We start from the raw sequence: 23,283 nt of genomic DNA, 5'->3' as shown, positions 1-23,283 counted from the left end.
CCAACGCCTGGAACCCATCATGAGCACCTTCCTCAACTACGAGCAGGACGGCCACGTCGTCACGCTGACCATGAACGACCCGGAGCGGCGCAATCCGCTGACCGGCAACACCGCCGTCGAAGAATTCGTCGCGGCGATCGACCGCATCGACGGCGATGCGAGCGTGCGCGCCGTGATCCTGACCGGCGCCGGCACCGCCTTCTGCTCCGGCGGCAATGTGGCCGGCATGGCCCGGCACGCCAGCGGCGAAGTGCCGGGCACCGAGATCCGCCAGGACTACCGGCGCGGCATCCAGCGGCTGCCGCTGGCGCTGTTCAACCTGGAAGTGCCGGTCATCGCCGCCGTCAACGGCCCGGCCATCGGCGCCGGCCTGGACCTGGCCTGCATGTGCGATATCCGCATCGCCTCCGAGCAAGCAAAGTTCGCCGAGAGCTTTGTCAAGCTCGGCATCATCCCCGGCGACGGCGGCGCGTGGCTGCTGCCGCGGGTCATCGGCCTGTCCCGCGCGGCCGAGCTGACCTTTACCGGCCAGGCCATCGACGCGCGCCAGGCGCTGGAATGGAACCTGGTCTCGCGCGTGGTACCGGCCGCCGAACTGCTGGCCACGGCGCGCGGCCTGGCCGATGCCATCGCCGCCAATCCACCCCACGCCGTACGCATGGCCAAGCGGCTGATGCGCGAAGGCATGCACAGCCGGCTCGACACCTTGCTGGAGCTGTCGGCCGCGTTGCAGGTGCTGTCGCACCAGACCGCGGACCACCGCGAGGCGGTGGATGCCTTCGTCGCCAGGCGGCCGCCGGTGTTCAAGGGCTGAAGGCAACCCGCATGCAAGCCGCTTTCCGTACCCGCATCACCGAGCTGCTGTCGATCCGCCACCCGATCCTGCTGGGCGGCATGCACCACCTGGGCGAGTCGCGCATCGTCGCGGCCATGGTCAACGCCGGCGCGATGGGCTTTATCACGGCGCGCTCGTTCGAATCGCCGGGCGCGCTGCGCGATGACCTGCGCCGCTGCCGCGACCTGACCGGCGGGAAACCGTTCGGCGTCAACCTCACGCTGGCGCGCCGGCCGGAGCACAACCGCAATGTGCAAGCGTGGATCGACGTGGCGCTGGACGAAGGCGTGCGCTGCTTCGAGACCGCGGGGGGCTCGCCGGAAGGGCTGGTCGAGCCGATCCACCAGCGCGGCGGCATCGTGATCCACAAGTGTCCGAGCGTGCGGCATGCGCTGAGCGCCGAACGGCTTGGCGTGGACGCGGTCACGCTGGTCGGCATGGAGGAAGGCGGGCATCCGGGCGCCAACCAGCTGCCGACCTTTGTCAACGGCGCCTTTGCGCTGGCAAAGCTGCGCGTGCCGCTGCTGCTGGGCGGCGGCATCGGCAACGGCCGCCAGATCGCGGCCGCGCTGGCGATGGGCGCCGATGGCGTGGTGATGGGCAGCCGCTTCATGGTTGCCGCCGAGATCCGCGCGCATGCGGCGCTGAAGCAGCGCATCGTCGAATCCGACCAGCACTGCTCCACCGCCATCCTCGGCACGCTGGGCGACACCTGGCGCGTGCTGGCCAACGACACGGCGCGCGAAGTGCAGCGCCTGGAAGCCGCCGGCGCGCGCAGCCATGCGGAATTTGGCGACCTGATCCTGTCGTCGCGCACGCGGCAGCGCGTCTATGCCGACGGCGAGGTCGACGCCGGCATCGTCTCGCTGGGCCCGGCCGGCGGCTTCTGCGACGCGATCGCGCCGGCCGCTCAGATCGTGGCCGGGCTGATGCGGGAGGCGTCGCAGGCGGCCGCGGCCTTCACTGCGACGTTCTCCGGCCGCCGTTGCACGGACTGAGATCTAGCCGGCCAGCGCCGATACACCGCCTTCCGGCCGCTTCACCCGGAACCACGCCGCATACAGCGCCGGCAGGAACAGCAGCGTCAGCACGGTGGCAATGATCAGCCCGCCCATGATTGCCACCGCCATCGGCCCCCAGAACAGCGAGCGCGACAGCGGGATCATCGCCAGCACCGCCGCGGCGGCGGTCAGGATGATCGGGCGAAAGCGGCGCACCGCAGCCTCCACGATGGCGGTCCACGGCGGCACGCCGGCGCTGATGTCCTGCTCGATCTGGTCGACCAGGATCACCGAGTTGCGGATGATCATGCCCAGCAGCGCGGTGATGCCCAGCTGCGCCACAAACCCCATCGGCGCGCGCAGCAGCAACAGCGTGGCGGCGGCGCCGATCAGCCCCAGCGGGCCGGTCAGGAACACCATGGTCGCGCGCGAGAAGCTGTGCAGCTGCAGCATCAGCAGCGTGAAGATAATGAAGATGCATAGCGGCAGCTGCACCGCGATCGACGCGCCCGCCTTGCCGCTTTCTTCTTCCGCACCGGCCACGGTGATGCGGTAGCCGGCCGGCAGCTGGGCGCGCAGCTTGTCGAGCTGCGGGTTGATCTGCGCGGTCACGGTCGGACCCTGGATGCCGTCGACCACGTCCGCCTGCACGGTGACGCCGAAGTCGCGGTTCTCGCGCCAGACCACGCCGGGCTCGGAGCGCAGCGCCACGCGCGCGACCTGTGTCAGCGGCACCATGCGGCCGTTATTGGTCGGCACCAGCATATTGTTCAGGTCCGAGATCGCGTCGCGCTCGTTGCGCGGGGTGCGCATCATGATGTCGATCAGCTTGTCGCCGTCGCGGTACTGGCCCACCGGCACGCCGGTCAGCACGGTCTGCGTGACGCGCGCGATCGCGTTGGTGGTGACGCCGAGCGCGCGCGCCTTGTCCTGGTCGATCTCCAGGCGCAGCATCTTGACGTTCTCGTTCCAGTTGTCGTTGACGCCGACGGTATTGGGATTGGCGCGCATCACCGCCTTGACCTGGTCGGCCAGCTGGCGCACCGCGGCGGCCTCCGGCCCGATCACGCGGAACTGCACCGGATAGGCCACCGGCGGCCCGTTGGGCAGCAGCTTGACGCGGCCGCGCAGGTACGGGAATTCGGTGTCGAACAGCGTGATGATGCGGCGGCGCAAGGCGTCGCGCACCTCGGTGCTGACCGGCATCACGATCACCTGCGCCACGTTGCTCTGCGGGAAGATCTGGTCCAGCGGCAGGTAGAAGCGCGGCGCGCCGGTGCCGACGAAGGTGGTCAGGCTCTCGACCTCGCGATCCTTGCGCATCAGCTGCTCGAAGCGCTTGGCCTCGGCCTCCATCTGGGCGAAGCTGGTGCCTTCGGGCATCCACATCTCCACCATCAGCTCGGGCCGGCTGGAATCCGGGAAGAACTGCTTCTCGACGAACTTGAAGGCATAGATGCCTAGCGCGAAGGCCACCAGCGTGATCGCGATCACCAGCTTGCGCCACGTTACGCACCAGTCCACCAGCCGGCGGAAGCGCGCGTAGAACGGCGTGTCGAAGACCTCATGGTGCTCGCCCGCGCCCGGGGCGCGGGTCTTGAGCAGCAGGTAGCCGAGGTAAGGCGTGAAATACACCGCCGCCAGCCACGACAGCACCAGCGCCAGCGCGGTCACGGCAAAGATCGCGAAGGTGTACTCGCCCACGGTCGAGCGCGCCAGCCCTACCGGCAGGAAGCCGGCCGCGGTGATCAGCGTGCCGGTCAGCATCGGCATCGCGGTCGAGGTGTAGGCGAAGGTTGCCGCCTCCATCTTGGAGAAGCCCTCTTCAAGCTTGCGCACCATCATTTCGACTGCGATGATGGCGTCGTCCACCAGCAGCCCCAGCGCCACGATCAGCGCCCCGAGCGATATCTTGTGCAGCCCGATGCCGAAGATATTCATGAACAGGAAGGTCACCGCCAGCACCAGCGGGATGGTCAGCGCCACCACCAGGCCAGGGCGCACGTCCAGCCGCAGCGGTTTGGTGTGCAGGCCCAGCGAGACGAAGCTGACCGCCAGCACGATCACCACCGCCTCGATCAGCACGTGCACGAACTCGCCCACCGAACGTTTGACGGCTTCCGGCTGGTCCTGCACCTGGCCCATCTCGATGCCCACCGGCAGCTGGCCGCGCATCCGGTCGAAGGCGGCGCGCAGGTCCTTGCCGAGCTGGATGATGTCGCCGCCCTTCTGCATCGAGATGCCCAGCCCGATCACGTCCTTGCCGTTGAAGCGCATGCGCGTCTGGGTTGGATCGACATAGCCGCGGTAGACGTGCGCGATGTCGCCCAGGCGGATATTGGCGATGCCGTTGGGCCCGCGCAGCACCAGGTTCTCCAGGTCCTGCACGCTGGCGAACTGGCCGGACACGCGCACCTGCAGGTTGTCGGTCGGCGTGACCAGCACGCCGCTGCCGGTCAGGTTGTTCTGCTGCGAGATCTGCTCGGCGATGGCGTTGATATCGAGCCCGAGCTGGGCGAAGCGCGCCTGGTTGAACTCGATATAGACCTTCTCGTCCTGCAGGCCGATCAGCGATACCTTGGCCACCGCCGGCACGCGCAGCAGTTCCTGGCGCACCAGGTCGGCGTACTCGCGCAGTTCCTTGTAGTTGAAGCCGTCGGCCGAGAGCGCGTAGATGGTGCCGTACACATCGCCGAACTCGTCATTGAAGAACGGCCCGCGCACGCCGGCGGGCAGCGTCTGCTGGATATCGCCGATCTTCTTGCGCACGGTGTACCAGACCTGCGCGGTCTCCTTGGCCGGCGAGGTGTCCTTGAGCTGGAAGATCACGGTGGTCTCGCCCGGCTTGGAGAAGCTGCGGATCTTGTCCGCGTAGGGCACTTCCTGCAGTTGGCGCTCGATCTTGTCGGTGACCTGGACGGCGATCTGCTCGGCGGTGGCGCCGGGCCAGAAGGCCTGCACCACCATCACGCGGAAGGTAAAGGGCGGGTCCTCGTCCTGCCCGAGCTGGAAGAACGCCAGCAAGCCGCCAAGCAGCAGCACCACCAGCAGGTAACGGGTCAGCGGCTGGTGCTCGAGCGCCCAGCGCGACAAATTGAAGCGCGAATGATCCATGCGGCCTCAACCCTGCGTCGGGTTGGCGGCCAGCGCGGATGCGGGCGCGGACGCCGGCGTCACGGTCTGCAGCGGCCGCACCTTCTGGCCCGGGCGCAGCAGGTGGACCCCGGCCGTGACGATGGTCTGGCCGGGTGCCAGCCCCTGGCGCACCTCGACCTCGTTGCCGATGGCCTCGCCCAACGTCACCGGCACCGGTTTGACCGTGCCGGCGGCGGCGTCAAAGACCCACACCTGGTTGCGGCCCTGCTCCTGCAGCAGCGCGGTCAGCGGCACGCGGATGGCCGGGGTGGCCCCATTGCGCACGAAGGTCACCACCGCCGTCATGCCGAGCTTCAGGTCGGCGGGCGGGTTGGGAATGGTCACGCGGGTGGCGTAAGTGCGGGTAACGGGGTCCGCGGCGGCAGCGATCTCGCGCACGCGGCCCGGCAGCGTGCGCTGCGGCTCGGCCCAGGTATGGATGGTCACGTCGGTGATGCCGCGCAGCTGGTCGACCTGGTCTTCGGGCAGGCCGATGGCAACTTCCTTCTCCGCGGTCTGCGCCACGCGCACTACCGGCTGGCCGGGGGTGACCACCTGGCCGACCTCGGCATCGATCGCCGTGACCACGCCATCCGCGTCGGCATGGAGCACCGCATAGGCGGTCTGGTTGGACTGGCTGCGCAGGCCGGCTTCGGCCTGCCGCAGGCGCGACTCGGTGGCCTCATAGGTCGCTTTGCGCCGGTGCTGCTCGGCGGCGCTGATAAAGCCCTTGGCGAACAGGTCGTTGTAGCGCTTCAGGTCGGCGGCGGCCAGGTCGCGGTCGGTCCGGGCCGCTTCATACTGGGCGCGCGAACCGGCCTCGGCCAGCGACAGGTCGGTCGGGTCCAGGCGCGCCAGCGGCTGTCCCTTGCGCACCGTCGCACCCACGTCGACCAGCCGCGCCGCGATCTTGCCGCCGACGCGGAAGCCCAGCCGGGACTCCACGCGCGGGCGCACGTCGCCGGAGAACTCGAAGGCGGTCTTGCCGCCGTGCTGGCTGAGCTGCATCAGGCGCACCGGGCGGACTTCCGGCGCGGGCTCGGTCTTCTTGCCGCAGCCGGCCAGCGCCAGCGCGGATGCGGCCGCAAGCAGGGCAAGCAGCCGGCCGGCCCGGCTCAGGGTTCTTGGAACGGCAGGAGTATCTGCGGCCGCAACTTCCGGCACTTGGCAAAGCACTGGCATCGGTAAGCAACAAGTCGGATGGAACAGCTGGCGAGACAATACAGCCCAGTATCAACGAATCCGTGCGCCGGGACATGCCAGGAAGTCTGGAGGGCCGCGGGGGCCGGCGCGGACAATAAATAACTGGCCGGTCAGTAATATAGCGATGACGGCAGGGGTGCGTCAAACGGCAGGCGACGAAATGGCTGGAATGAAGCTTCAGGTGCCGTTGGGGGCCGACGAGCTGTGGTTAAATGCCGCGATGCTACAATCCGGCGCGCCGTTGGCGCGCCCCGCTTTTGCCAACATCCCCCCATATCTTCAGACCGAGAACGGCGTGACGCCCGATCAGTATTGCCAAGAGAAAGTCGCCCAGAGCGGCTCGAGTTTCTATTACAGCTTCCTGTTCCTGCCGGCCGAACGCCGCCGCGCCATCACCGCGCTGTACGCCTGGTGCCGCGAGGTCGATGACGTGGTCGACGACAGCCACGACCCGGGCCTGGCCCACCAGCAGCTGGACTGGTGGCGCGGCGAGGTGCGCCGCCTGTTCGAGGGCGAGCCCACCCACCCGGCGACCAAGGCGCTGCAACCGCACGTGCACAGTGCCGGCCTGCCCCATGCCGAGATGTCCGAGGTGCTGGACGGCATGGAAATGGACCTGACCCAGACCCGCTACCTGGACGAGGCCGGCCTGAACCGCTACTGCCATTGCGTGGCTGGCGTGGTCGGCACGCTCAGCGCGAGGCTATTCGGCTATACCGACCCGAAGACGCTGGTCTTTGCCGAGAAGCTCGGGCAGTCGCTGCAACTGGTCAATATCCTGCGCGACGTGGGCGAAGACGCCCGCCGCGGCCGTATCTACCTGCCGGTCAATACGCTGCAGCAGTTCCAGGTGCCGGCCTCCGATATCCTCAAGGGCCAGCATTCCGAGCGCTTCGTCGCGCTGATGCAATACCACGCCGGCCGCGCCCGCGCGCTGTACCGCGAGGCCCTGGCGCTGCTGCCGAAGCAGGATCGCCGCGCCCAGCGCGCCGGCCTGCTGATGGGCGCGATCTACCACGCGCTGCTCGACGAACTCGAGGCCAGCCAGTTCCAGGTGCTGAACCAGCGCATCGCGCTGACGCCGATGCGCAAGTTATGGATCGCGTGGAAGACGTGGATCCGCAACAGCTGACGCGGCTGCCCCCGGGGGCGACAGGGGGCGCTGGCGCCTCCGTTGTTCCCTCTTCCCGATTCAACCGATTCAACCGGCCGTCCCAAGCCGTACCGCCATGACCCAGCCCCCTGCTTCCCTCGGCCAGTCCATCCTCGACCGTGCCGACCAGCTCGCCCGCTTCTCCGACATGGAAGGCGGCCTGACCTGCGCCTACCTGACCCCGGCCCACCGTGCCGCGCAGTCCCGGCTGGCACAGTGGATGGAAGCGGCCGGCATGCAGGTGCGCATCGACGCCACCGGCAACGTGATCGGCCGCTATGCCGCTGACCCGGCTGTGCAGGACGCACGCGTGCTGATGACCGGCTCGCATTTCGATACCGTGCGCAATGGCGGGCGCTATGACGGGCGCCTGGGCATTTTGCTGCCGGTCGCGGTGGTCGGCGCGCTCAATCAAGCCGGCATCCGCCTGCCCTACCACTTCGAGGTGGTTGGCTTCGCCGAGGAGGAAGGGCTGCGCTTCAAGACCAGCTTCCTCGCCAGCAGCGTGCTGGCGGGCCGCTTCGATCCGGCGCTGCTGGAGCGCCAGGACGCGGAGGGCATCACGCTGCGCGAGGCGCTGGCAGCGTCCGGGCTGCCCGGCGCGGGCGATCTGGCGGCCCTGCGTGCGGCGGCGGTCGATCCCGCCACGCTGCTGGGTTTTGTGGAAGTGCATATCGAACAAGGCCCGGTGCTGCTGCACCACGGCCTGCCGCTGGGCGTGGTCACGCAGATCGCCGGCAGCAGCCGCTTCCAGGTCAAGGTGGAAGGACTGGCCAGCCATGCCGGCACCACGCCGATGGGCATGCGCAAGGATGCTGCCGCGGGCGCGGCGGAAATGATCCTGCTGGTCGAACAGCGCTGCTCGGCGGCCCCCACGCTGGTGGGCACGGTCGGCCAGCTCCAGGTGCCCGACGGCTCAAGCAACGTGATCCCGGCGGCCTGCACCTTCTCGATGGATATCCGCGCGGGCGAGGACGGCATCCGCGAAGCAGCGATTGCCGATATCGTGGCCGGCATCAACCAGATCGCGCAGCGGCGCGGCCTGACCGCGCAGGTGGAACGCGTGCCGCCGGTCAACAACGCCCCGTGCGCGCGCTGGCTGATGGACCAGTTCGGCGCCGTGCTAAAAAAGCGCGGGCTGCAGGCCTTCGAGCTGCCCTCCGGCGCGGGCCATGACGCGATGATGATGCAGCGCATCACGGACATCGCCATGCTGTTCGTGCGCTGCGGCAACGGCGGCATCAGCCACAATCCGCTGGAGACGATCACGGCCGAGGATGCGCAACTGGCGGCGGAGGTGTTCGTCGATTTCCTGCGGCACTTCCAGCCGCGCGGCTGAAAGCCCGGGCGGCGCTCAGCCGCCCTGGTAGATGTCGCGCCCGAAGTCGTAGAGGTTCTTGCGCAGCTTGCGGCGTTCGTCCGGCGACAGCCGCGAGCCGCCTCGTTCTTCCCGGCGGCGCTCGGCCTCGCGCTGCTCGGCGCGATGGCGCTCGGCGCGGGCCCGCGCTTCGCGGTGGTTGTTGCCGGGGTCGCTGGCCTGGGCCGAGGGATGGCGCTTGAGGAGGTTGGCCATGCCGGCCGATTGGGCATGCACCGCCCCTGCGGCCACGAGCGCCAGCGCGGCCGCCGCCAGCGCAAGGCATGCGCCGGCGATACCATGCTGCGGATGCCCGTGCCGGGTTCGGTTCACTTTCATCGATAATGGCGGTCTTGGCTTCGGGAAACGCAGTCGTCATGGACTGCCTGAAGCCGGGGATTCAGTACCCCGATCCTTACCCGTCTGGCGCTAGACCCTCTGCAAGCATCGCGCCAGCGCAGGCGTGGCAGCCTTGTCATTGCAGTGGATCATGCGGTGCAAATGCGCGGAAATCCAGCGCGCATGGTGCGCAAAAAGACGGATTGCGCAGTGTAATCGCACGATTGATGCACACTGGCATACTGCGGGGTAAAGTATGTAACGTTTTGTTAAGCCATTTTGAGCGAAAGCGATAGTCGCTAAGATACCGCCATGGAAAATACCAGCCACAAGATTCTTGTCGTCGACGATGACCCGCGTCTGCGCGATTTGCTGCGCCGCTATCTGGGCGAACAGGGTTTTACCGTGCTGGTGGCGGAAAACGCCACCGCGATGAACAAGCTCTGGCTGCGCGAGCGTTTCGACCTGCTGGTGCTGGACCTGATGATGCCGGGCGAAGACGGCCTGTCGATCTGCCGCCGGCTGCGCGGGGCCAATGACCAGACCCCGATCATCATGCTCACCGCCAAGGGCGAGGACGTGGACCGTATCGTCGGCCTGGAGATGGGCGCCGACGACTACCTGCCCAAGCCCTTCAACCCGCGCGAGCTGATTGCGCGCATCCACGCCGTACTGCGCCGCAAGGGCCCGGCCGAAGTGCCTGGCGCCCCGTCGGAAACGCCCGAGACCTTCGCCTTCGGCGACTTCGTGCTGAACCTGGCCACGCGCACGCTGACCAAGAACGACGAAGAAATCACGCTGACCACGGGCGAATTCTCGGTGCTCAAGGTGTTCGCCCGTCATCCGCGCCAGCCGCTGTCGCGCGAGAAGCTGATGGAAATGGCGCGCGGCCGTGAATATGAAGTGTTCGACCGCAGCCTGGACGTGCAGATCTCGCGCCTGCGCAAGCTGATCGAGCCGGACCCGAGCAACCCGCGTTTTATCCAGACGGTCTGGGGCCTTGGCTACGTCTTCATCCCCGATGGCGTGAAATAACCGATTACGGCCGCTGTTCCTATCGTGGCGACCGTTATCGGTAGAACCGCAACGCGGTTCTTTGGTTCGCTGTTCTGGCGAACCTTCATGCTTATCGCCCTGTTGCTGGCGATTTCACTGGGCATCTGGTTCCAGAGCTACCGGCTGTTCGAACGCGCCCCGCGCGCGCAGCAGATCGCCATGCAGGTGGTCAGCGTGGTCAAGCTCACGCGGGCCGCGCTGCTCTATTCCGACCCCGCGCGGCGCCGCTTCCTGCTGCTCGACCTGGTGCAGAACGAAGGCATCAAGGTCTATCCGCGCGAGAAGGACGACGACTTCGCCGCGCCCACCGCCAACCCCTTCCTGACCACGCTGGTACAGCAGGAGATCCGCAGCCGGCTGGGCGAGGACACCGTGCTGGCCACCACCGTCAACGACATCCCCGGCGTGTGGGTCAGCTTCGAGATCGAGGGCGACGACTACTGGGTGGCGATCAGCCCCGAGCGCTTCGAGCGCGTGCCCGGCATCCAGTGGCTGTGGTGGAGTATTGCCGCGCTGCTGCTGTCGATCATCGGTGCGGCCTTTATCACCGCGCGCGTCAACTACCCGCTCAAGCGCCTGGCCAACGCCGCGCGCGCCATCGGCGCCGGTGGCGACCCGCCGCCGCTGCCCGAGCGCGGCGCCAGCGAAGTGGCGCTCGCCAACCACAGCTTCAACCAGATGGTGCGCGACCTGCGCCAGCTCGACGACGACCGCGTGGTGATGCTGGCCGGGATCTCGCACGACCTGCGCACGCCGCTGACGCGCCTGCGCCTGGAAACCGAGATGTCGCCGATGGACACCCCCACGCGCGACGCCATGATTGCCGACATCGAGCAGATGGACGCGATCATCGGCCAGTTCCTCAACTACGCGCGGCCGCCGCTGGAAACCGTCGAGCCGGTCGACCTGTCGGCGCTGGTGCACGATGCCGTCGGCGTCTATGCCGCGCACGACGACGTGCGCGTGCACGTGCGCGCCAACGAGCCGGTAATGGCTGTGGCAAACCGCATGGAGGTGCAGCGCATCCTCGACAACCTGGTCGAGAACGCGCGCCGCTACGCCAAGGACGAGCAAAGCGGCATGGCCGTGGTCGAGATCTCCACCCGCGTCGACGACAAGGAAGCCGTGCTGACCGTGGCCGACCAAGGCAATGGCGTGCCCGACGGCCAGCTGTCGCTGCTGACGCGGCCGTTCTATCGCCTCGACAGTTCGCGCAGCGAGGCCAAGGGCGCGGGGCTGGGCATGTCCATCGTCAACCGCATCATGCAGCGCAACGGCGGGCGGCTGGTGCTGGCCAACCGGCCCGCGCCGGCGACAGGCTTGGTGGTCAGCGCCTGCTTCCGGCGCGCCTGACCTGCGGCGCCGCCGCGGTGGATACGGCGGCGCATTGCCAGCATCGGCGTGAATGCGTCGGGTTGAAGTCTCGGCAATCGTCACCAAGTTGCCATTTGCGGGCCCATCGCACATGGCATACTTGCGCTTCCGCACGGACGCCAGTCGTCCGATGCCGCGCGGCTGCTCATGCCGGGCTTCGCTCTATGCGTCACATGCTTTGCCTATCGGGCTGTTTGAGAATATCAATTAGCCCGGTGCCGGATGATGACGCATAATCACGTTTTGTCGCGGTGCACTGCAGCAAATGTAGTGCCGGTGCCCACGCCGGCACTACCGCAGCACCGCTCTCATCGCAACCGTATCAGGAGAAGTCTATGAAGACCGTTGGTGACAAGCTCGAAGCCTTCCACGTCGTCGGTGTCAAGCCGGGTTTCAACAATCACGAAGAGAACGGCCAGTCGGCTTTCGAAGACATCACCGAAAAGTCGTTTGAAGGCAAGTGGAAGATCATCTACTTCTACCCGAAGGACTTCACCTTCGTCTGCCCGACCGAAATCGTTGCCTTCGCCAAGCTGAACGGCGACTTCGCCGACCGCGACGCGATCGTGCTGGGCGGCTCGACCGACAACGAATTCGTCAAGCTGGCATGGCGCCGCGAACACAAGGACCTGAACAAGCTGAACCAGTGGCAATTCGCCGACGTGACCGGTTCGCTGATCGACCAGCTGGGCGTGCGTGACCACGCTGCCGGCGTTGCCCTGCGCGCGACCTTCGTCGTCGACCCGGACAACGTGATCCAGCACGTTTCGGTGAACAACCTGAACGTCGGCCGCAACCCGGATGAAGTCCTGCGTATCCTGGACGGCCTGCAAACGGACGAGCTGTGCCCGTGCAACCGTGCCGTTGGTGGCGCCACGCTGTAATCTGCTGTCCGTCGCCAGACGCCGTGGCGATCCGCGGAGGGCCCTGCTCTCCGCTCCAAAACCCGCTTGCGCGGGTTTTTTGAGCCCCGATCGATAGGAGAAATAAATGGAATTCCTTAGCACGATTAAGAATTGTATCCCCGATTACGCCAAGGACATCCGCCTGAACGTGGACGGCACCATCGCGCGCTCTTCGCTGGAAGGCAACGATGCGGTGGGCGTGGCGCTGGCGGCGGCATTCGCGGCGCAGAGCAAGGTGCTGGTGGATGCCATCCGCAATGCCGGCGTGCTCTCGCCCGAGGAAACCAACGGTGCGCTGACCGCGGCCGCGCTGATGGGCATGAACAACACCTGGTACCCGTACGTCGAAATGGCCGACGATCCGGACCTGGCCACCCAGCCCGCCGGCCTGCGCATGAACGCATATGCCACGCATGGCGGCGTGGACAAGCGCCGGTTCGAGATGTACGCGCTGGCCGCGTCGATCGTGGGCAAGTGCCATTTCTGCGTGAAATCGCACTACCAGCTGCTGAAGAACGAACAGGGCATGACCGCGCAGCAGCTGCGCGACGTCGGCCGCATCGCCGCGGTGATCGTGGCGGCTGCCAACGTGATCGCAGCCCAGTAAGCCGTCTATAGAGCGCCCCCGCGCCCTCCCGGGGCCGTTGCGATACTCTTGCGCGGCCCCGTAGCACAGCAGCCGGCAGCTTCCCAGTGGGGAATTGCCAGCTGTTCCCATCCCGCAACCGTGGCGGCGCCAGCGCTGCACTTGCGCGGCGATCGGCCTACAATCCAAGGCAGGACACGCACTGCACACCTGCCATGACCTTGCCTTCACCGACTTCTCCCCGCTTCCATTACCGCCTGGCGGCGGTGCACGACTGGGGCGATATCGCCGCAGTCACGCAGCAAGCCTATGGGCAATATGAGCTGGACATCATGGAAGACTGCCGCGCCTCGTTCCAGCGTGGCATGCAGGCGGTGCTGGCGACCAGCAACCCGGACATGGAATGGTGGGTGGCCGAGACCGAGCACGGCATCATGGGCGCGGTGCTGTTCTGCCACCCGGGCGCCACGCTGCCGGCGCTGGACGGCAGCACCATCACGCTGACCCAGCCGGAAGCGCGGCTGCTGTCGGTCAGCCCGCAGGCGCGCGGCATGGGGCTGGGGCGCACGCTGATGCAGATCTGCATTCAGCGCGCGCGCGATATCGGCTCGCCCACGCTGCTGGTGCGCACCATGCCGGAAATGGCCTCGGCCAACCGGCTGTGCCAGCAGATGGGGTTCACCAAGCGCACCGAGGCCGGCGCGCGCACCGGCGCCATGGCGCGCCTGATCGACTACACCTACGCCATCACGCCGGAAGACGCCCCGGCGCCAGACGCAGGGCGTCCGTAGCTGCAGTTCAGTCCTGCACCCCGGTCACGGAAGCGCGCCAGACCAGTACCGCGGCCTGCGCCACGATGCCTTCCTGGCGCCCTTCGAAGCCAAGCTTCTCGTTGGTCTTGGCCTTGACGTTGCAGCGCCCCGGCGCCAGACCGAGGTCTTCAGCCAGGTTGGCCACCATCGCGCCGATATGCGGCGCCAGCTTGGGCGCCTGTGCGATCACGGTGGCATCCACGTTGCCGATTTCATAGCCCGCCGCGCGCACGCGGCGCGCCGCCTCGCGCAGCAACACGCGGCTGTCGGCACCGGCGAACTGCGCGTCGGTGTCGGGAAAATGGCGGCCGATATCGCCCAGCGCGGCCGCGCCGAAGAGCGCGTCGGTGACCGCGTGCAGCAGTGCATCGGCATCGGAATGGCCCAGCAGGCCGCGGTCGTGCGGGATTTCCACGCCGCCGAGGATCAGCTTGCGGCCGGGCACCAGCGCGTGGACGTCATAACCCTGTCCCACCCGGATATCGAAAGGCATCATGCGATTACGCTCCCTTACGCATTGTATGCGGCAAGGGCGCGGCGCCCTTGCCATCATCGCCCAGCAGCACTTCGGCCAGTGCGAAGTCCTCCGGGTAAGTCACCTTGAAATTGCGCAGCGAGCCGTTGACCAGCCGCGGATGCAGCCCCAGGCGCTCGATCGCGCTGGCTTCGTCGGTCACCACCGCACCGGCCGCCAGCGCGTCCTGCAGCGCCTGTCGCAGCACGCCCAGGCGGAACATCTGCGGAGTCTGCGCCTGCCACAGCCCTTCACGCGACACGGTGGAGCCGATGCGGGCGTCGCCCTGCGCGCGTTTCAGCGTATCGGGCACCGGCACCGCCAGGATGCCGCCGATGGCCGCATCCGGGTCGTCGTCGCCGTCGCTTTCCACCGCGCGCACCAGCGCGTGGATCATCGCCGGGGTCAGGCCCGGGCGCGCCGCGTCGTGTACCAGCACCCAGTCGGAGTCGGTCGCGCCGAGCTGGGCCAGGTGATGCAGGCCCGCCAGCACCGAGGCATGGCGCGTATCGCCACCGACAAAGGCGGTATCGAAGCGCAGCCCGGCAAAGGCGGCAGCACCGAAGCGCGATTCCAGCGGCATGTCGTCGGGCGCCAGCACCAGCGCGGTGGCACTGATGGCGTCGCACGCCGAGAATGCCGCCAGGGCGTACCAGATCATCGGCCGGCCGGCCACGGTCTGGTATTGCTTGGGGACGGCGCCGCCGGCGCGGCTGCCGGTACCGGCACAGGGAATCAGGGCAAAGCGGCGAGCGGACACGGCATCGGCATGGAGTGAAAGAGGCGCGGGCGCCTGCTGGCCAATGCGGCCAGCGGGGCAACCGGTGCGCATTCTATAATACGGCCCTTGCCCGTCGCCATGCCGCGCCAGCTTGCGCGGCAGGTGCAACGGGTGGCGCCCCCGCGCCTGCTGTACCCTTGCCGTACCCTGTCACGACCCCCGCCCGCAATGCCGGCGGGGTGTCGTCGTTTTGAACGCACGCTGCCGACATGCCTGACGCCACGCCCACCCTACCCTTCGTCAACCTGCCGCTGGTCAAGCCAGGCCTGCGCCACAGCGTCGCCGGCCTGCGCGGCTCGGCCGATGCACTGGCGCTGGCCGCCTACGCGCGGCAGCACCGCGAGCGCGTGCCAATGCTGGCGGTGGTGTGCTCCCACGCCGTCGACGCCCAGCGCCTGGCCGAGGAAATCCCCTGGTTTGCGCCGGAACTGCGCGTGCGCCTGCTACCCGACTGGGAAACCCTGCCGTACGACAGCTTCTCGCCGCACCAGGACCTGGTGTCCGAGCGCCTGGCCACGCTGCACGACATCCAGACCGGGCAATGCGACGTGATGCTGGTGCCGGCCACCACCGCGCTGTACCGGCTCGCCCCGCCCGCGTTCCTGGCGGCCTACACCTTCTTCTTCAAGCAGGGCGAGCGGCTGGACGAAGCGGCGCTCAAGGCCCAGTTCACGCTGGCCGGCTACGAGCACGTCAGCGCGGTGATGCGTCCCGGCGAATACAGCGTGCGCGGCGGCCTGATCGACCTGTACCCGATGGGCTCGGCGCTGCCGTACCGGATCGACCTGTTCGGCGACGAGGTCGAGACCATCCGCGCCTTCGATCCCGACACGCAGCGCAGCCTCTACCCGGTCAAGGAAGTGCGCCTGCTGCCGGGCCGCGAGTTCCCGCTCGACGAAGCCGCGCGCACCGCCTTCCGCGGCCGCTGGCGCGAGGTGTTCGAGGGCGACCCGACCAAGTCGACGATCTACAAGGACATCGGCAACGGCGTCCCGTCGGCCGGCATCGAGTACTACCTGCCGCTGTTCTTCGAGCACAGCGCGACGGTATTCGACTACCTGCCCGCCGACACGCAACTGGCCTTTGCCGGCAATGTCGATGAAGCCGTCCGCCGCTTCTGGGCCGACACCACGCAGCGCTACAACTTCATGCGGCACGACCGCGAGCGCCCGCTGCTGCCGCCGGCGGACCTGTTCCTGTCCGAGGAGCAGTTCTTCGTCGCCGCCAAGCCGATGGCGCGGCTGGTGCTGCAGCCAGAGCCCTCGGCGGACCAGCCGGTCTTCTCCGCCCTGCTGCCCGATGTCTCGGTCAACCGGCGCGCCGACGACCCGCTGGTCAACCTCGAAGCCCTGCTGCTCGACAAGCAGACGCGCGTGCTGATGTGCGCGGATTCCGCCGGCCGGCGCGAAACCCTGCTACAACTCTTTGCCGAAAGCGGCCTGCGCCCGCAGCCGGTGGACGACTTTGCCGCGTTCCTCGCAGGCGAAGCGCATTTCTCGATTGCGGTGGCGCCGCTGCAAAGCGGCTTCGCGCTGCCGCAAGCGCAACTCGCATTTGTCACCGAGGCCGAGCTGTACGCCGGCACCGCGCGCCGCGCCGGTCGCCGCAAGCAGGAACAAGCTACCGCCGTCGACTCGATGGTGCGCGACCTGGCCGAGCTGAAGATAGGCGATCCGGTGGTGCACAGCGAGCACGGCATCGGCCGCTATCAGGGCCTGGTCACGCTGGACATGGGCCAGGGCGACGAAGAATTCCTGCACCTGGATTACGACAAGGGCAGCAAGCTGTACGTGCCGGTGCATCAACTGCACGTGATCTCGCGCTACTCCGGCGCCGACCCGGATACCGCGCCGCTGCACCACCTGGGCTCGGGCCAGTGGGACAAGGCCAAGCGCAAGGCCGCGCAGCAGATCCGCGACACGGCGGCCGAGCTGTTGAACCTGTACGCGCGCCGCGCCTTGCGCGAGGGCTTTGCCTTCCCGCTCTCGCCCAAGGACTATGAGACCTTTGCCGAGAGCTTCGGCTTCGAGGAAACTCCCGACCAGGCCGCCGCGATCGCCGCGGTGATCGCCGACATGACCTCGGGCAAGCCGATGGACCGGCTGGTGTGCGGCGACGTCGGCTTCGGCAAGACCGAGGTGGCGCTGCGCGCCGCCTTTGTCGCGGTGCTCGGCGGCAAGCAGGTGGCGATGCTGGCGCCGACCACGCTGCTGGCCGAGCAGCATTTCCAGACGCTGTCGGACCGCTTTGCCGAATGGCCGGTGCGCATCGTCGAGCTGTCGCGCTTCAAAACCAAGAAGGAAATCGACGCGGCCATCAAGCAGATCAACGAAGGCACCGTCGACATCGTCATCGGCACTCACAAGATATTGTCCGACCAGGTCAAGTTCCAGCGCCTGGGGCTGGTCATCATCGACGAAGAACATCGCTTCGGCGTGCGCCAGAAGGAAGCGCTCAAGTCGCTGCGCGCCGAGGTCGACGTGCTGACGCTGACCGCCACGCCGATCCCGCGCACGCTGGGCATGGCGCTGGAAGGCCTGCGCGATTTCTCGGTGATCGCGACCGCGCCGCAGAAGCGGCTCGCGATCAAGACCTTCGTGCGGCGCGAGGAAGACGGCGTGATCCGCGAGGCCATCCTGCGCGAGCTCAAGCGCGGTGGCCAGGTCTACTTCCTGCACAACGAGGTCGAGACCATCGAGAACAAGCGCGCCAAGCTGACCGAGCTGGTGCCCGAGGCGCGCATTGCCGTCGCGCACGGCCAGATGCACGAGCGCGAGCTGGAGCGCGTGATGCGCGACTTCGTCTCGCGCCGCGACAACATCCTGCTGTGCACCACCATCATCGAGACCGGCATCGACGTGCCGACCGCCAACACCATCCTGATCCACCGCTCCGACAAGTTCGGTCTGGCGCAGCTGCACCAGCTGCGCGGGCGGGTCGGGCGCTCGCACCACCAGGCCTATGCCTACCTGCTGGTGCATGACGTCGATGGCCTGACCAAGCAGGCGCAGCGCCGGCTGGAAGCGATCCAGCAGATGGAAGAACTGGGCTCCGGCTTCTACCTGGCCATGCATGACCTGGAGATCCGTGGCGCCGGCGAAGTGCTGGGCGACAAGCAGTCCGGCGAGATCCACGAGATCGGCTTCCAGCTCTACACCGACATGCTCAACGCCGCGGTCAAGGCGCTGAAGGCTGGCAAGGAGCCCGACCTGATGGCGCCGCTGGCCGCCACCACCGAGATCAACCTCGGCACGCCGGCGCTGCTGCCCAACGACTACTGCGCCGACGTGCACGAGCGGCTGTCGCTGTACAAGCGGCTGGCCAACTGCGAGACCGCCGAGCGCGTGGACGATATCCAGGAAGAGCTGATCGACCGCTTCGGCCGCCTGCCGGCACAGGCGCAGGCGCTGGTGGAAACGCACCGCTTGCGCATCGCCGCCGCGCCGCTGGGCGTGCGCAAGATCGATGCGGGCGAGGCCACCATCAGCGTGCAGTTCGTGCCGAATCCGCCGGTGGATGCGATGCGCATCATCGACCTGGTGCAGAAGAACCGCCATATCAAGCTGGCGGGGCAGGACAAGCTGCGCATCGAGGCCAAGATGCCGGACGTGGCGGTGCGCGCGCAGACGATCAAGCATACGTTGCGGCAACTCGCGTAAGGATGGCGGCGGGCGCATGGACTCTGCGAGCGCCCGGGTGTAGCATCAAATCCTTAACAGGTTAGTGATAGCGCCCCCATGCACGCTCAAGCCGCCCCCGCCCGCCAGACCGCCTCCGAAGCCAAGCGCGGCAGCGCGCTCGAATGGACCCAGCGGCTGGTCGCGTACGACACCACCAGCCGGCATTCCAACCTGGGGCTGATCGAGTCGGTGCGCGATCATTTCCTGGCAAAGGGGCTGAAGCCACATCTGAGCTACAACCCGCAGCAGGACAAGGCCAACCTGTTCGTCACCGTGCCTGCGGCCAACGGCGCTACCAACGGTGGCATCGTGCTGTCCGGCCACACCGACGTGGTGCCGGTGGACGGGCAGGACTGGACCACCGACCCGTTCAAGGCGGTGATCCGCGACGGCAAGCTGTATGGCCGCGGCACCTGCGACATGAAAGGTTTTATCGGTACCAGCCTGTCGCTGCTGCCCGCCATCCTCGACGCGAAGCTGCGCGAGCCGGTGCACTACGCGCTTTCCTTCGACGAAGAGATCGGGTGCATGGGCGCGCCCTATTTGCTGGCCGAGCTGCGCAACCGCGGCGTGACGCCCGGTGGCTGCATCGTCGGCGAACCGACCAGCATGCGCGTGATCGTCGCGCACAAGGGCATCAACGCCTATCGCTGCTGCGTCAAGGGCCAGGCCGCGCACTCGTCGCTGACGCCGCGTGGCGTCAATGCGATCGAATATGCCGCGCGCCTGATCTGCTTCATCCGTGATATCGCGGATGAATTCAAGGCCAACGGTCCGTACGACCAGGCCTTCGACGTGCCCTATACCACCGCGCAGACCGGCACCATCCAGGGCGGCATCGCGCTGAACACCATCCCGGCGCTGTGCGAGTTCGTGTTCGAGTTCCGCAACCTGCCTGGGGTAGATCCGGAAGCGATCTACGCGCGCGTCCATGCGTATGCCAATGACGTGCTGCTGCCGAAAATGCGGGCCGAGCATGCCGATGCCGACCTGACGCTGAGCAAGATCGCCGCCGCGCCGTCGCTGGACGTGGCCGAGCAGGCAGCGATCACGCAACTGGTGCGGGCGCTGACTGCGGACCGTGACACCAACAAGGTGGCCTACGGCACCGAAGCCGGGCTGTTCCAGCGCGCCGGCATTCCGGCCGTGGTGTGCGGCCCCGGCGATATCCAGCAGGCGCACAAGCCTGACGAGTTCGTCGCGCTCGACCAGCTGGCCGCGTGCGAGGCCTTCCTGCACAAGGTGGTCGACAGCCTGCGCGTGACTGACTGACTTCATCGACCCCGCCTTGCGCCCCTCTCCCGCGGGCGAGGGGAAAAACCGACAGCTTTTGCCGGCACGCTGCAGTCTGGCGTGCCGTTGCACTGCCAGCATCAAACCAACAACAACGAAGGAGATCCTGCATGGCTGTCCGTCACACCGCATCCCGTTCCACCGCCCGCTTTGCCCTCGCTGGCCTGGCCCTCGCCACCGGCCTGCTCTGCAACACCGCGCAGGCCCAGGCGCAAGCCACGCCCGCCGGCGCCGAAACCCTGCACGCCCAGATCGAATCCCGCGCCAAAGCCGTCGAAGCCCAGCTGATCGCCTGGCGCCGCGATATCCACCAGCACCCGGAACTGGGCAACTACGAGACCCGCACCGCGAAGCTCGTGGCCGACCACCTGCGCAAGCTCGGCATGGAAGTGAAGACGGGCGTGGCCAAGACCGGCGTGGTGGGCGTGCTCAAGGGCGGCAAGCCGGGCCCGGTGGTGGCGCTGCGCGCCGACATGGATGCGCTGCCGGTCAAGGAACGCGTGGACGTACCGTTCGCGTCCAAGGCCAAGGGCCAGTACCTGGGCAAGGAAGTGGACGTGATGCACGCCTGCGGCCATGACACGCACGTGGCAATCCTGATGGCGACCGCAGAAGTGCTGGCCGGCATGAGGGACCAGTTGCCGGGCACGGTGAAATTCATCTTCCAGCCCGCCGAGGAAAGCCCGGCGGACTTCGAGCCCAACGGCTCCAACACGTGGGGCGCCAAGCAGATGGTGTCCGAGGGCGTGCTGGACAACCCGAAGGTCGACGCCATCTTCGGGCTGCACGTCACCAGCGGCATCGAATCCGGCAAGTTGGGCTGGCGCAGCGGCGCCTCGATGGCCGCGGCGGACCAGTTCTGGATCGACGTCAAGGGCCGCCAGACGCACGGCGCGCGGCCGTGGGGCGGGATCGACCCGATCGTGGTCGCGTCGCAGATCGTGATGGGCCTGCAGACCATCCAGAGCCGGCAGGTCAACGCCATGCTGGAGCCGTCGGTGATCACCGTGGGCACCATCCACGGCGGCAACCGCATGAACATCGTGCCGGAAAAGGTCGAGATGATGGGCACGGTGCGCACCTATGACGAAGGCATGAAGAAGGACATCCATGCCCGCATGAAGCGCACCACCGAGGCCATTGCCAGCAGCGCCGGCGCCGAGGCCAACTTCCGCGTGGTCGAGCTGTACAACGCGACCATCAACCAGCCTGCGCTGACCGACAAGATGGCGCCAACGCTGATGCGCGTTGCCGGCGACGGCAACTGGATGATCACACCCAAGGCCACCGCCTCCGAGGACTTCTCGTTCTACCAGGAGAAGGTGCCGGGGCTGTTCTTCAACCTCGGCGTGACGCCCAAGGGGCAGGATGTGAACAAGGCGCCGTCCAACCACTCGCCCGAGTTCTATGTGGACGAGCCGGCGCTGATCAACGGCGTGCGCGCGCTGTCCAGCCTGACAGTGGACTATATGGTGATGGCGCAGCGCTGAGCGGTTCGCCCGGTGCGGGCCGGCGGGGCTACAATAGCGATTTTTCCGCTTGCAGCCCCGCGTTGCCGCCACGCCGCCATGCGGCGAGCGCCCGATCCTCTTCTGTCATGCCCCTGATCCTCCAGAGCACCGCCCCGCTTTCCGCCGCCGACCTCGACACCGTCCGCACGCTGGCCCGCGCCTCCGAACTGGTGCCGCGCAGCGACACCGTGGCTGCCGCCGAGGACTGCGCGCCGCTGACGCCGGCGCTGCGCGATGCGCTGGATGACTTCTGCGGCCCGCGCGCGATCGACTGGGCAGTGGTGCCGGCCGGGCGCCGCCTGTCGGACTTCCGCCTGGTGGCGATGGACATGGACTCGACGCTGATCACGATCGAGTGCATCGACGAGATCGCCGACTTCTGCGGGCTCAAGGCCGAGGTCTCGGCCATCACCGAAGCCGCCATGCGCGGCGAGATCACCGACTTCAACGAAAGCCTGCGCCGCCGCGTGGCGCTGCTCAAGGGCCTGGACGCCAGCGTGCTGGACCGCGTTTATGAAGAACGCCTGCGCCTGTCCCCGGGCGCCGAGCGCATGCTGCAGACCGTGCAGGCGCTGGGCCTGCGCACGCTGCTGGTGTCCGGCGGCTTCGTGCATTTCACCGAGCAGCTCAAGGCGCGGCTGAAGCTGGACTTCACCCGCGCCAATACGCTGGAAATCGTCGACGGCAAGCTGACCGGCAACGTGGTCGGCGAGATCGTCAATGCCGACGTCAAGGCCCGCACCGTGCAGGAAGTCTGCGCGCAGATCGGCGCCACGCCGGACCAGGCCATCGTCATGGGCGACGGCTCCAACGACCTGAAGATGATGGCGGTGGCCGGGCTGTCGGTGGCCTTCCGTGCCAAGCCGGTGGTGCGCGCGCAGGCCAGCGTCGCCTTCAACCACGTTGGACTGGACGGCCTGCTGGCGCTGTTCCCGCACTGATCCATCGGGCAAGGTTCGCCCCGCGGGGCGAGCCGCCACGCCGCCGAGCGCAAGCGGCACGGTCAGCCATTCGCAACCTCGGCTGCCCTCCCGATGTGACGAATACCCCTGTTTCCGCCAGGCCCCGCCACAATCCGCTTGCGCGCCAAAATGCGAATCATTATCATTAATGTTTTGATTCGCTGACATTTCCCCATGCAAGTTCTGGCCGCCCTCCTCGGGCTGGCAGCGGCGGCGTGCCTGTACCTGGCCTCGCCCAACCAGGTCCTGCTGCCGACCGGCGCGGTCGCTCAACCGCGCGTATTGGGCTGGCTCGGCCTGCTGCTGGTGATCCTGAGCACCTGGCTGTGGAGCACCACTGACAGCTGGGCCGTCGCCATTGCCGCCACGCTGGCGACAGTGCCGTGCGCCCTGTCGGCATGGCCATTCGTCGGCATCTATGTCGACCGCAGGCGCCAGGCGGCGCGGAGGCAACGGGCATGAGCGCGGTCCCGACCACAATCGGCACCAAATGGCTGGCCGGCACGCTGCTGGGGCTGCCGCTGGCGGTGGCGCTGTGCACGCTTGCAATCCTGTGGCTGCCGGGAGGCTGGGAAACCGGCTTGGTGGCTGCCGTGGCGGCCTGCCTGCCGGTGTGGGTCGCCATCATCAGCTGCAGCCTGCTGTTCCGCTCCAGCGCCTCCGCATGGCTGTGGCTGGGCGGCGCCAACCTGCTCTGCTTCGGCACGCTGTGGGCGCTGCGGCTGGCCGGCATGGCACCGGCGGCGCTGAAGGCCATGCAGGGCCTGCCCACCACCTGAGATCGCC

General features: G+C 67.6%; 21 protein-coding genes. 16 read left to right on the top strand and 5 right to left on the bottom strand.

What is annotated here, in order from left to right; translation table 11 throughout:
• Positions 1 to 19: 19 nt before the first annotated feature.
• Both AC10V3_RS07695 and AC10V3_RS07690 read left to right on the top strand, forming a co-directional pair.
• Complete coding sequence (locus AC10V3_RS07695) at positions 20 to 814, top strand: crotonase/enoyl-CoA hydratase family protein (RefSeq protein ID WP_022534529.1); 795 nt, start codon at positions 20 to 22, stop codon at positions 812 to 814.
• Positions 815 to 825: 11 nt separating this feature from the next.
• Positions 826 to 1,833: an NAD(P)H-dependent flavin oxidoreductase gene (locus AC10V3_RS07690; RefSeq protein WP_022534528.1), complete on the top strand. Its 1,008-nt coding sequence runs from the start codon at positions 826 to 828 to the stop codon at positions 1,831 to 1,833.
• A 3-nt stretch (positions 1,834 to 1,836) separates the two neighbouring features.
• Here AC10V3_RS07690 and AC10V3_RS07685 read toward each other — a convergent pair whose 3' ends face one another.
• Both AC10V3_RS07685 and AC10V3_RS07680 read right to left on the bottom strand, forming a co-directional pair.
• Positions 1,837 to 4,950 (bottom strand): efflux RND transporter permease subunit, encoded by a 3,114-nt coding sequence (locus AC10V3_RS07685; protein WP_022534527.1) that lies wholly within the window; start codon positions 4,948 to 4,950, stop codon positions 1,837 to 1,839.
• 6 nt (positions 4,951 to 4,956) lie between these two features.
• On the bottom strand, positions 4,957 to 6,153 hold the full coding sequence (locus AC10V3_RS07680; RefSeq protein ID WP_022534526.1) for an efflux RND transporter periplasmic adaptor subunit: 1,197 nt from the start codon (positions 6,151 to 6,153) through the stop codon (positions 4,957 to 4,959).
• 316 nt (positions 6,154 to 6,469) lie between these two features.
• Between AC10V3_RS07680 and hpnD the strand changes: the two genes are divergently transcribed.
• Positions 6,470 to 7,306 (top strand): presqualene diphosphate synthase HpnD, encoded by an 837-nt coding sequence (gene hpnD, locus AC10V3_RS07675; RefSeq protein ID WP_041681336.1) that lies wholly within the window; start codon positions 6,470 to 6,472, stop codon positions 7,304 to 7,306.
• 97 nt (positions 7,307 to 7,403) lie between these two features.
• The gene (locus tag AC10V3_RS07670) at positions 7,404 to 8,666 is read left to right on the top strand and encodes a Zn-dependent hydrolase (protein WP_022534524.1); all 1,263 of its coding nucleotides are present in this window, start codon (positions 7,404 to 7,406) and stop codon (positions 8,664 to 8,666) included.
• 15 nt (positions 8,667 to 8,681) lie between these two features.
• Here the strand turns inward: AC10V3_RS07670 and AC10V3_RS07665 are convergent, their stop codons facing one another.
• Positions 8,682 to 9,023, bottom strand: a complete 342-nt coding sequence (locus tag AC10V3_RS07665; RefSeq protein ID WP_022534523.1) for a hypothetical protein — start codon at positions 9,021 to 9,023, stop codon at positions 8,682 to 8,684.
• Positions 9,024 to 9,335: 312 nt separating this feature from the next.
• On the opposite strand from AC10V3_RS07665, the gene ompR reads away from it, so the two are divergent.
• From ompR to AC10V3_RS07640, 5 genes are all read left to right on the top strand, one after another.
• Complete coding sequence (gene ompR, locus AC10V3_RS07660) at positions 9,336 to 10,058, top strand: osmolarity response regulator transcription factor OmpR (RefSeq protein ID WP_010810107.1); 723 nt, start codon at positions 9,336 to 9,338, stop codon at positions 10,056 to 10,058.
• A gap of 24 nt (positions 10,059 to 10,082) precedes the next feature.
• Positions 10,083 to 11,432 (top strand): ATP-binding protein, encoded by a 1,350-nt coding sequence (locus tag AC10V3_RS07655; protein ID WP_022534522.1) that lies wholly within the window; start codon positions 10,083 to 10,085, stop codon positions 11,430 to 11,432.
• A gap of 356 nt (positions 11,433 to 11,788) precedes the next feature.
• The gene (locus tag AC10V3_RS07650; protein WP_022534521.1) at positions 11,789 to 12,337 is read left to right on the top strand and encodes a peroxiredoxin; all 549 of its coding nucleotides are present in this window, start codon (positions 11,789 to 11,791) and stop codon (positions 12,335 to 12,337) included.
• Between the two features lie 106 nt (positions 12,338 to 12,443).
• On the top strand, positions 12,444 to 12,965 hold the full coding sequence (locus tag AC10V3_RS07645; RefSeq protein WP_454751799.1) for a carboxymuconolactone decarboxylase family protein: 522 nt from the start codon (positions 12,444 to 12,446) through the stop codon (positions 12,963 to 12,965).
• A 194-nt stretch (positions 12,966 to 13,159) separates the two neighbouring features.
• Entirely contained in the window at positions 13,160 to 13,735 is a 576-nt protein-coding gene (locus AC10V3_RS07640) for a GNAT family N-acetyltransferase (RefSeq protein WP_022534519.1), read from the top strand.
• Between the two features lie 7 nt (positions 13,736 to 13,742).
• On the opposite strand, the gene ispF is transcribed toward AC10V3_RS07640, so the two are convergent.
• Together ispF and ispD are read right to left on the bottom strand one after the other, a co-directional pair.
• On the bottom strand, positions 13,743 to 14,252 hold the full coding sequence (gene ispF, locus AC10V3_RS07635) for a 2-C-methyl-D-erythritol 2,4-cyclodiphosphate synthase (protein WP_022534518.1): 510 nt from the start codon (positions 14,250 to 14,252) through the stop codon (positions 13,743 to 13,745).
• 4 nt (positions 14,253 to 14,256) lie between these two features.
• Positions 14,257 to 15,102, bottom strand: a complete 846-nt coding sequence (gene ispD / locus AC10V3_RS07630) for a 2-C-methyl-D-erythritol 4-phosphate cytidylyltransferase (RefSeq protein ID WP_454751798.1) — start codon at positions 15,100 to 15,102, stop codon at positions 14,257 to 14,259.
• Here ispD and AC10V3_RS07625 point away from each other — a divergent pair.
• The 7 genes from AC10V3_RS07625 to AC10V3_RS07595 all read left to right on the top strand — a co-directional run bounded on the left by AC10V3_RS07625 (position 15,045) and on the right by AC10V3_RS07595 (position 23,276).
• Positions 15,045 to 15,245 carry a hypothetical protein gene (locus AC10V3_RS07625; RefSeq protein ID WP_490923443.1) on the top strand — a complete coding sequence of 67 codons (201 nt, stop codon included), beginning with the start codon at positions 15,045 to 15,047 and terminating at the stop codon, positions 15,243 to 15,245. The two genes, ispD and AC10V3_RS07625, sit on opposite strands and share 58 nt — an antisense overlap.
• A gap of 15 nt (positions 15,246 to 15,260) precedes the next feature.
• The gene (mfd, locus tag AC10V3_RS07620) at positions 15,261 to 18,710 is read left to right on the top strand and encodes a transcription-repair coupling factor (protein WP_022534516.1); all 3,450 of its coding nucleotides are present in this window, start codon (positions 15,261 to 15,263) and stop codon (positions 18,708 to 18,710) included.
• Positions 18,711 to 18,788: 78 nt separating this feature from the next.
• Positions 18,789 to 20,003: an acetylornithine deacetylase gene (gene argE / locus AC10V3_RS07615; RefSeq protein WP_022534515.1), complete on the top strand. Its 1,215-nt coding sequence runs from the start codon at positions 18,789 to 18,791 to the stop codon at positions 20,001 to 20,003.
• Between the two features lie 131 nt (positions 20,004 to 20,134).
• Positions 20,135 to 21,514, top strand: coding sequence for an amidohydrolase (locus tag AC10V3_RS07610; RefSeq protein WP_022534514.1), 1,380 nt, complete (start codon positions 20,135 to 20,137; stop codon positions 21,512 to 21,514).
• A 107-nt stretch (positions 21,515 to 21,621) separates the two neighbouring features.
• Complete coding sequence (gene serB / locus AC10V3_RS07605) at positions 21,622 to 22,476, top strand: phosphoserine phosphatase SerB (RefSeq protein ID WP_022534513.1); 855 nt, start codon at positions 21,622 to 21,624, stop codon at positions 22,474 to 22,476.
• A gap of 195 nt (positions 22,477 to 22,671) precedes the next feature.
• Positions 22,672 to 22,959, top strand: a complete 288-nt coding sequence (locus AC10V3_RS07600; protein WP_022534512.1) for a hypothetical protein — start codon at positions 22,672 to 22,674, stop codon at positions 22,957 to 22,959.
• Entirely contained in the window at positions 22,956 to 23,276 is a 321-nt protein-coding gene (locus tag AC10V3_RS07595) for a hypothetical protein (protein ID WP_022534511.1), read from the top strand. Before AC10V3_RS07600 ends, AC10V3_RS07595 begins: the two co-directional genes overlap by 4 nt.
• The last annotated feature ends 7 nt before the right edge of the window (positions 23,277 to 23,283 follow it).

Source organism: Cupriavidus sp. PB-02 (genome assembly GCF_058252315.1).
This window is presented reverse-complemented; position numbering and strand designations above follow the sequence as displayed.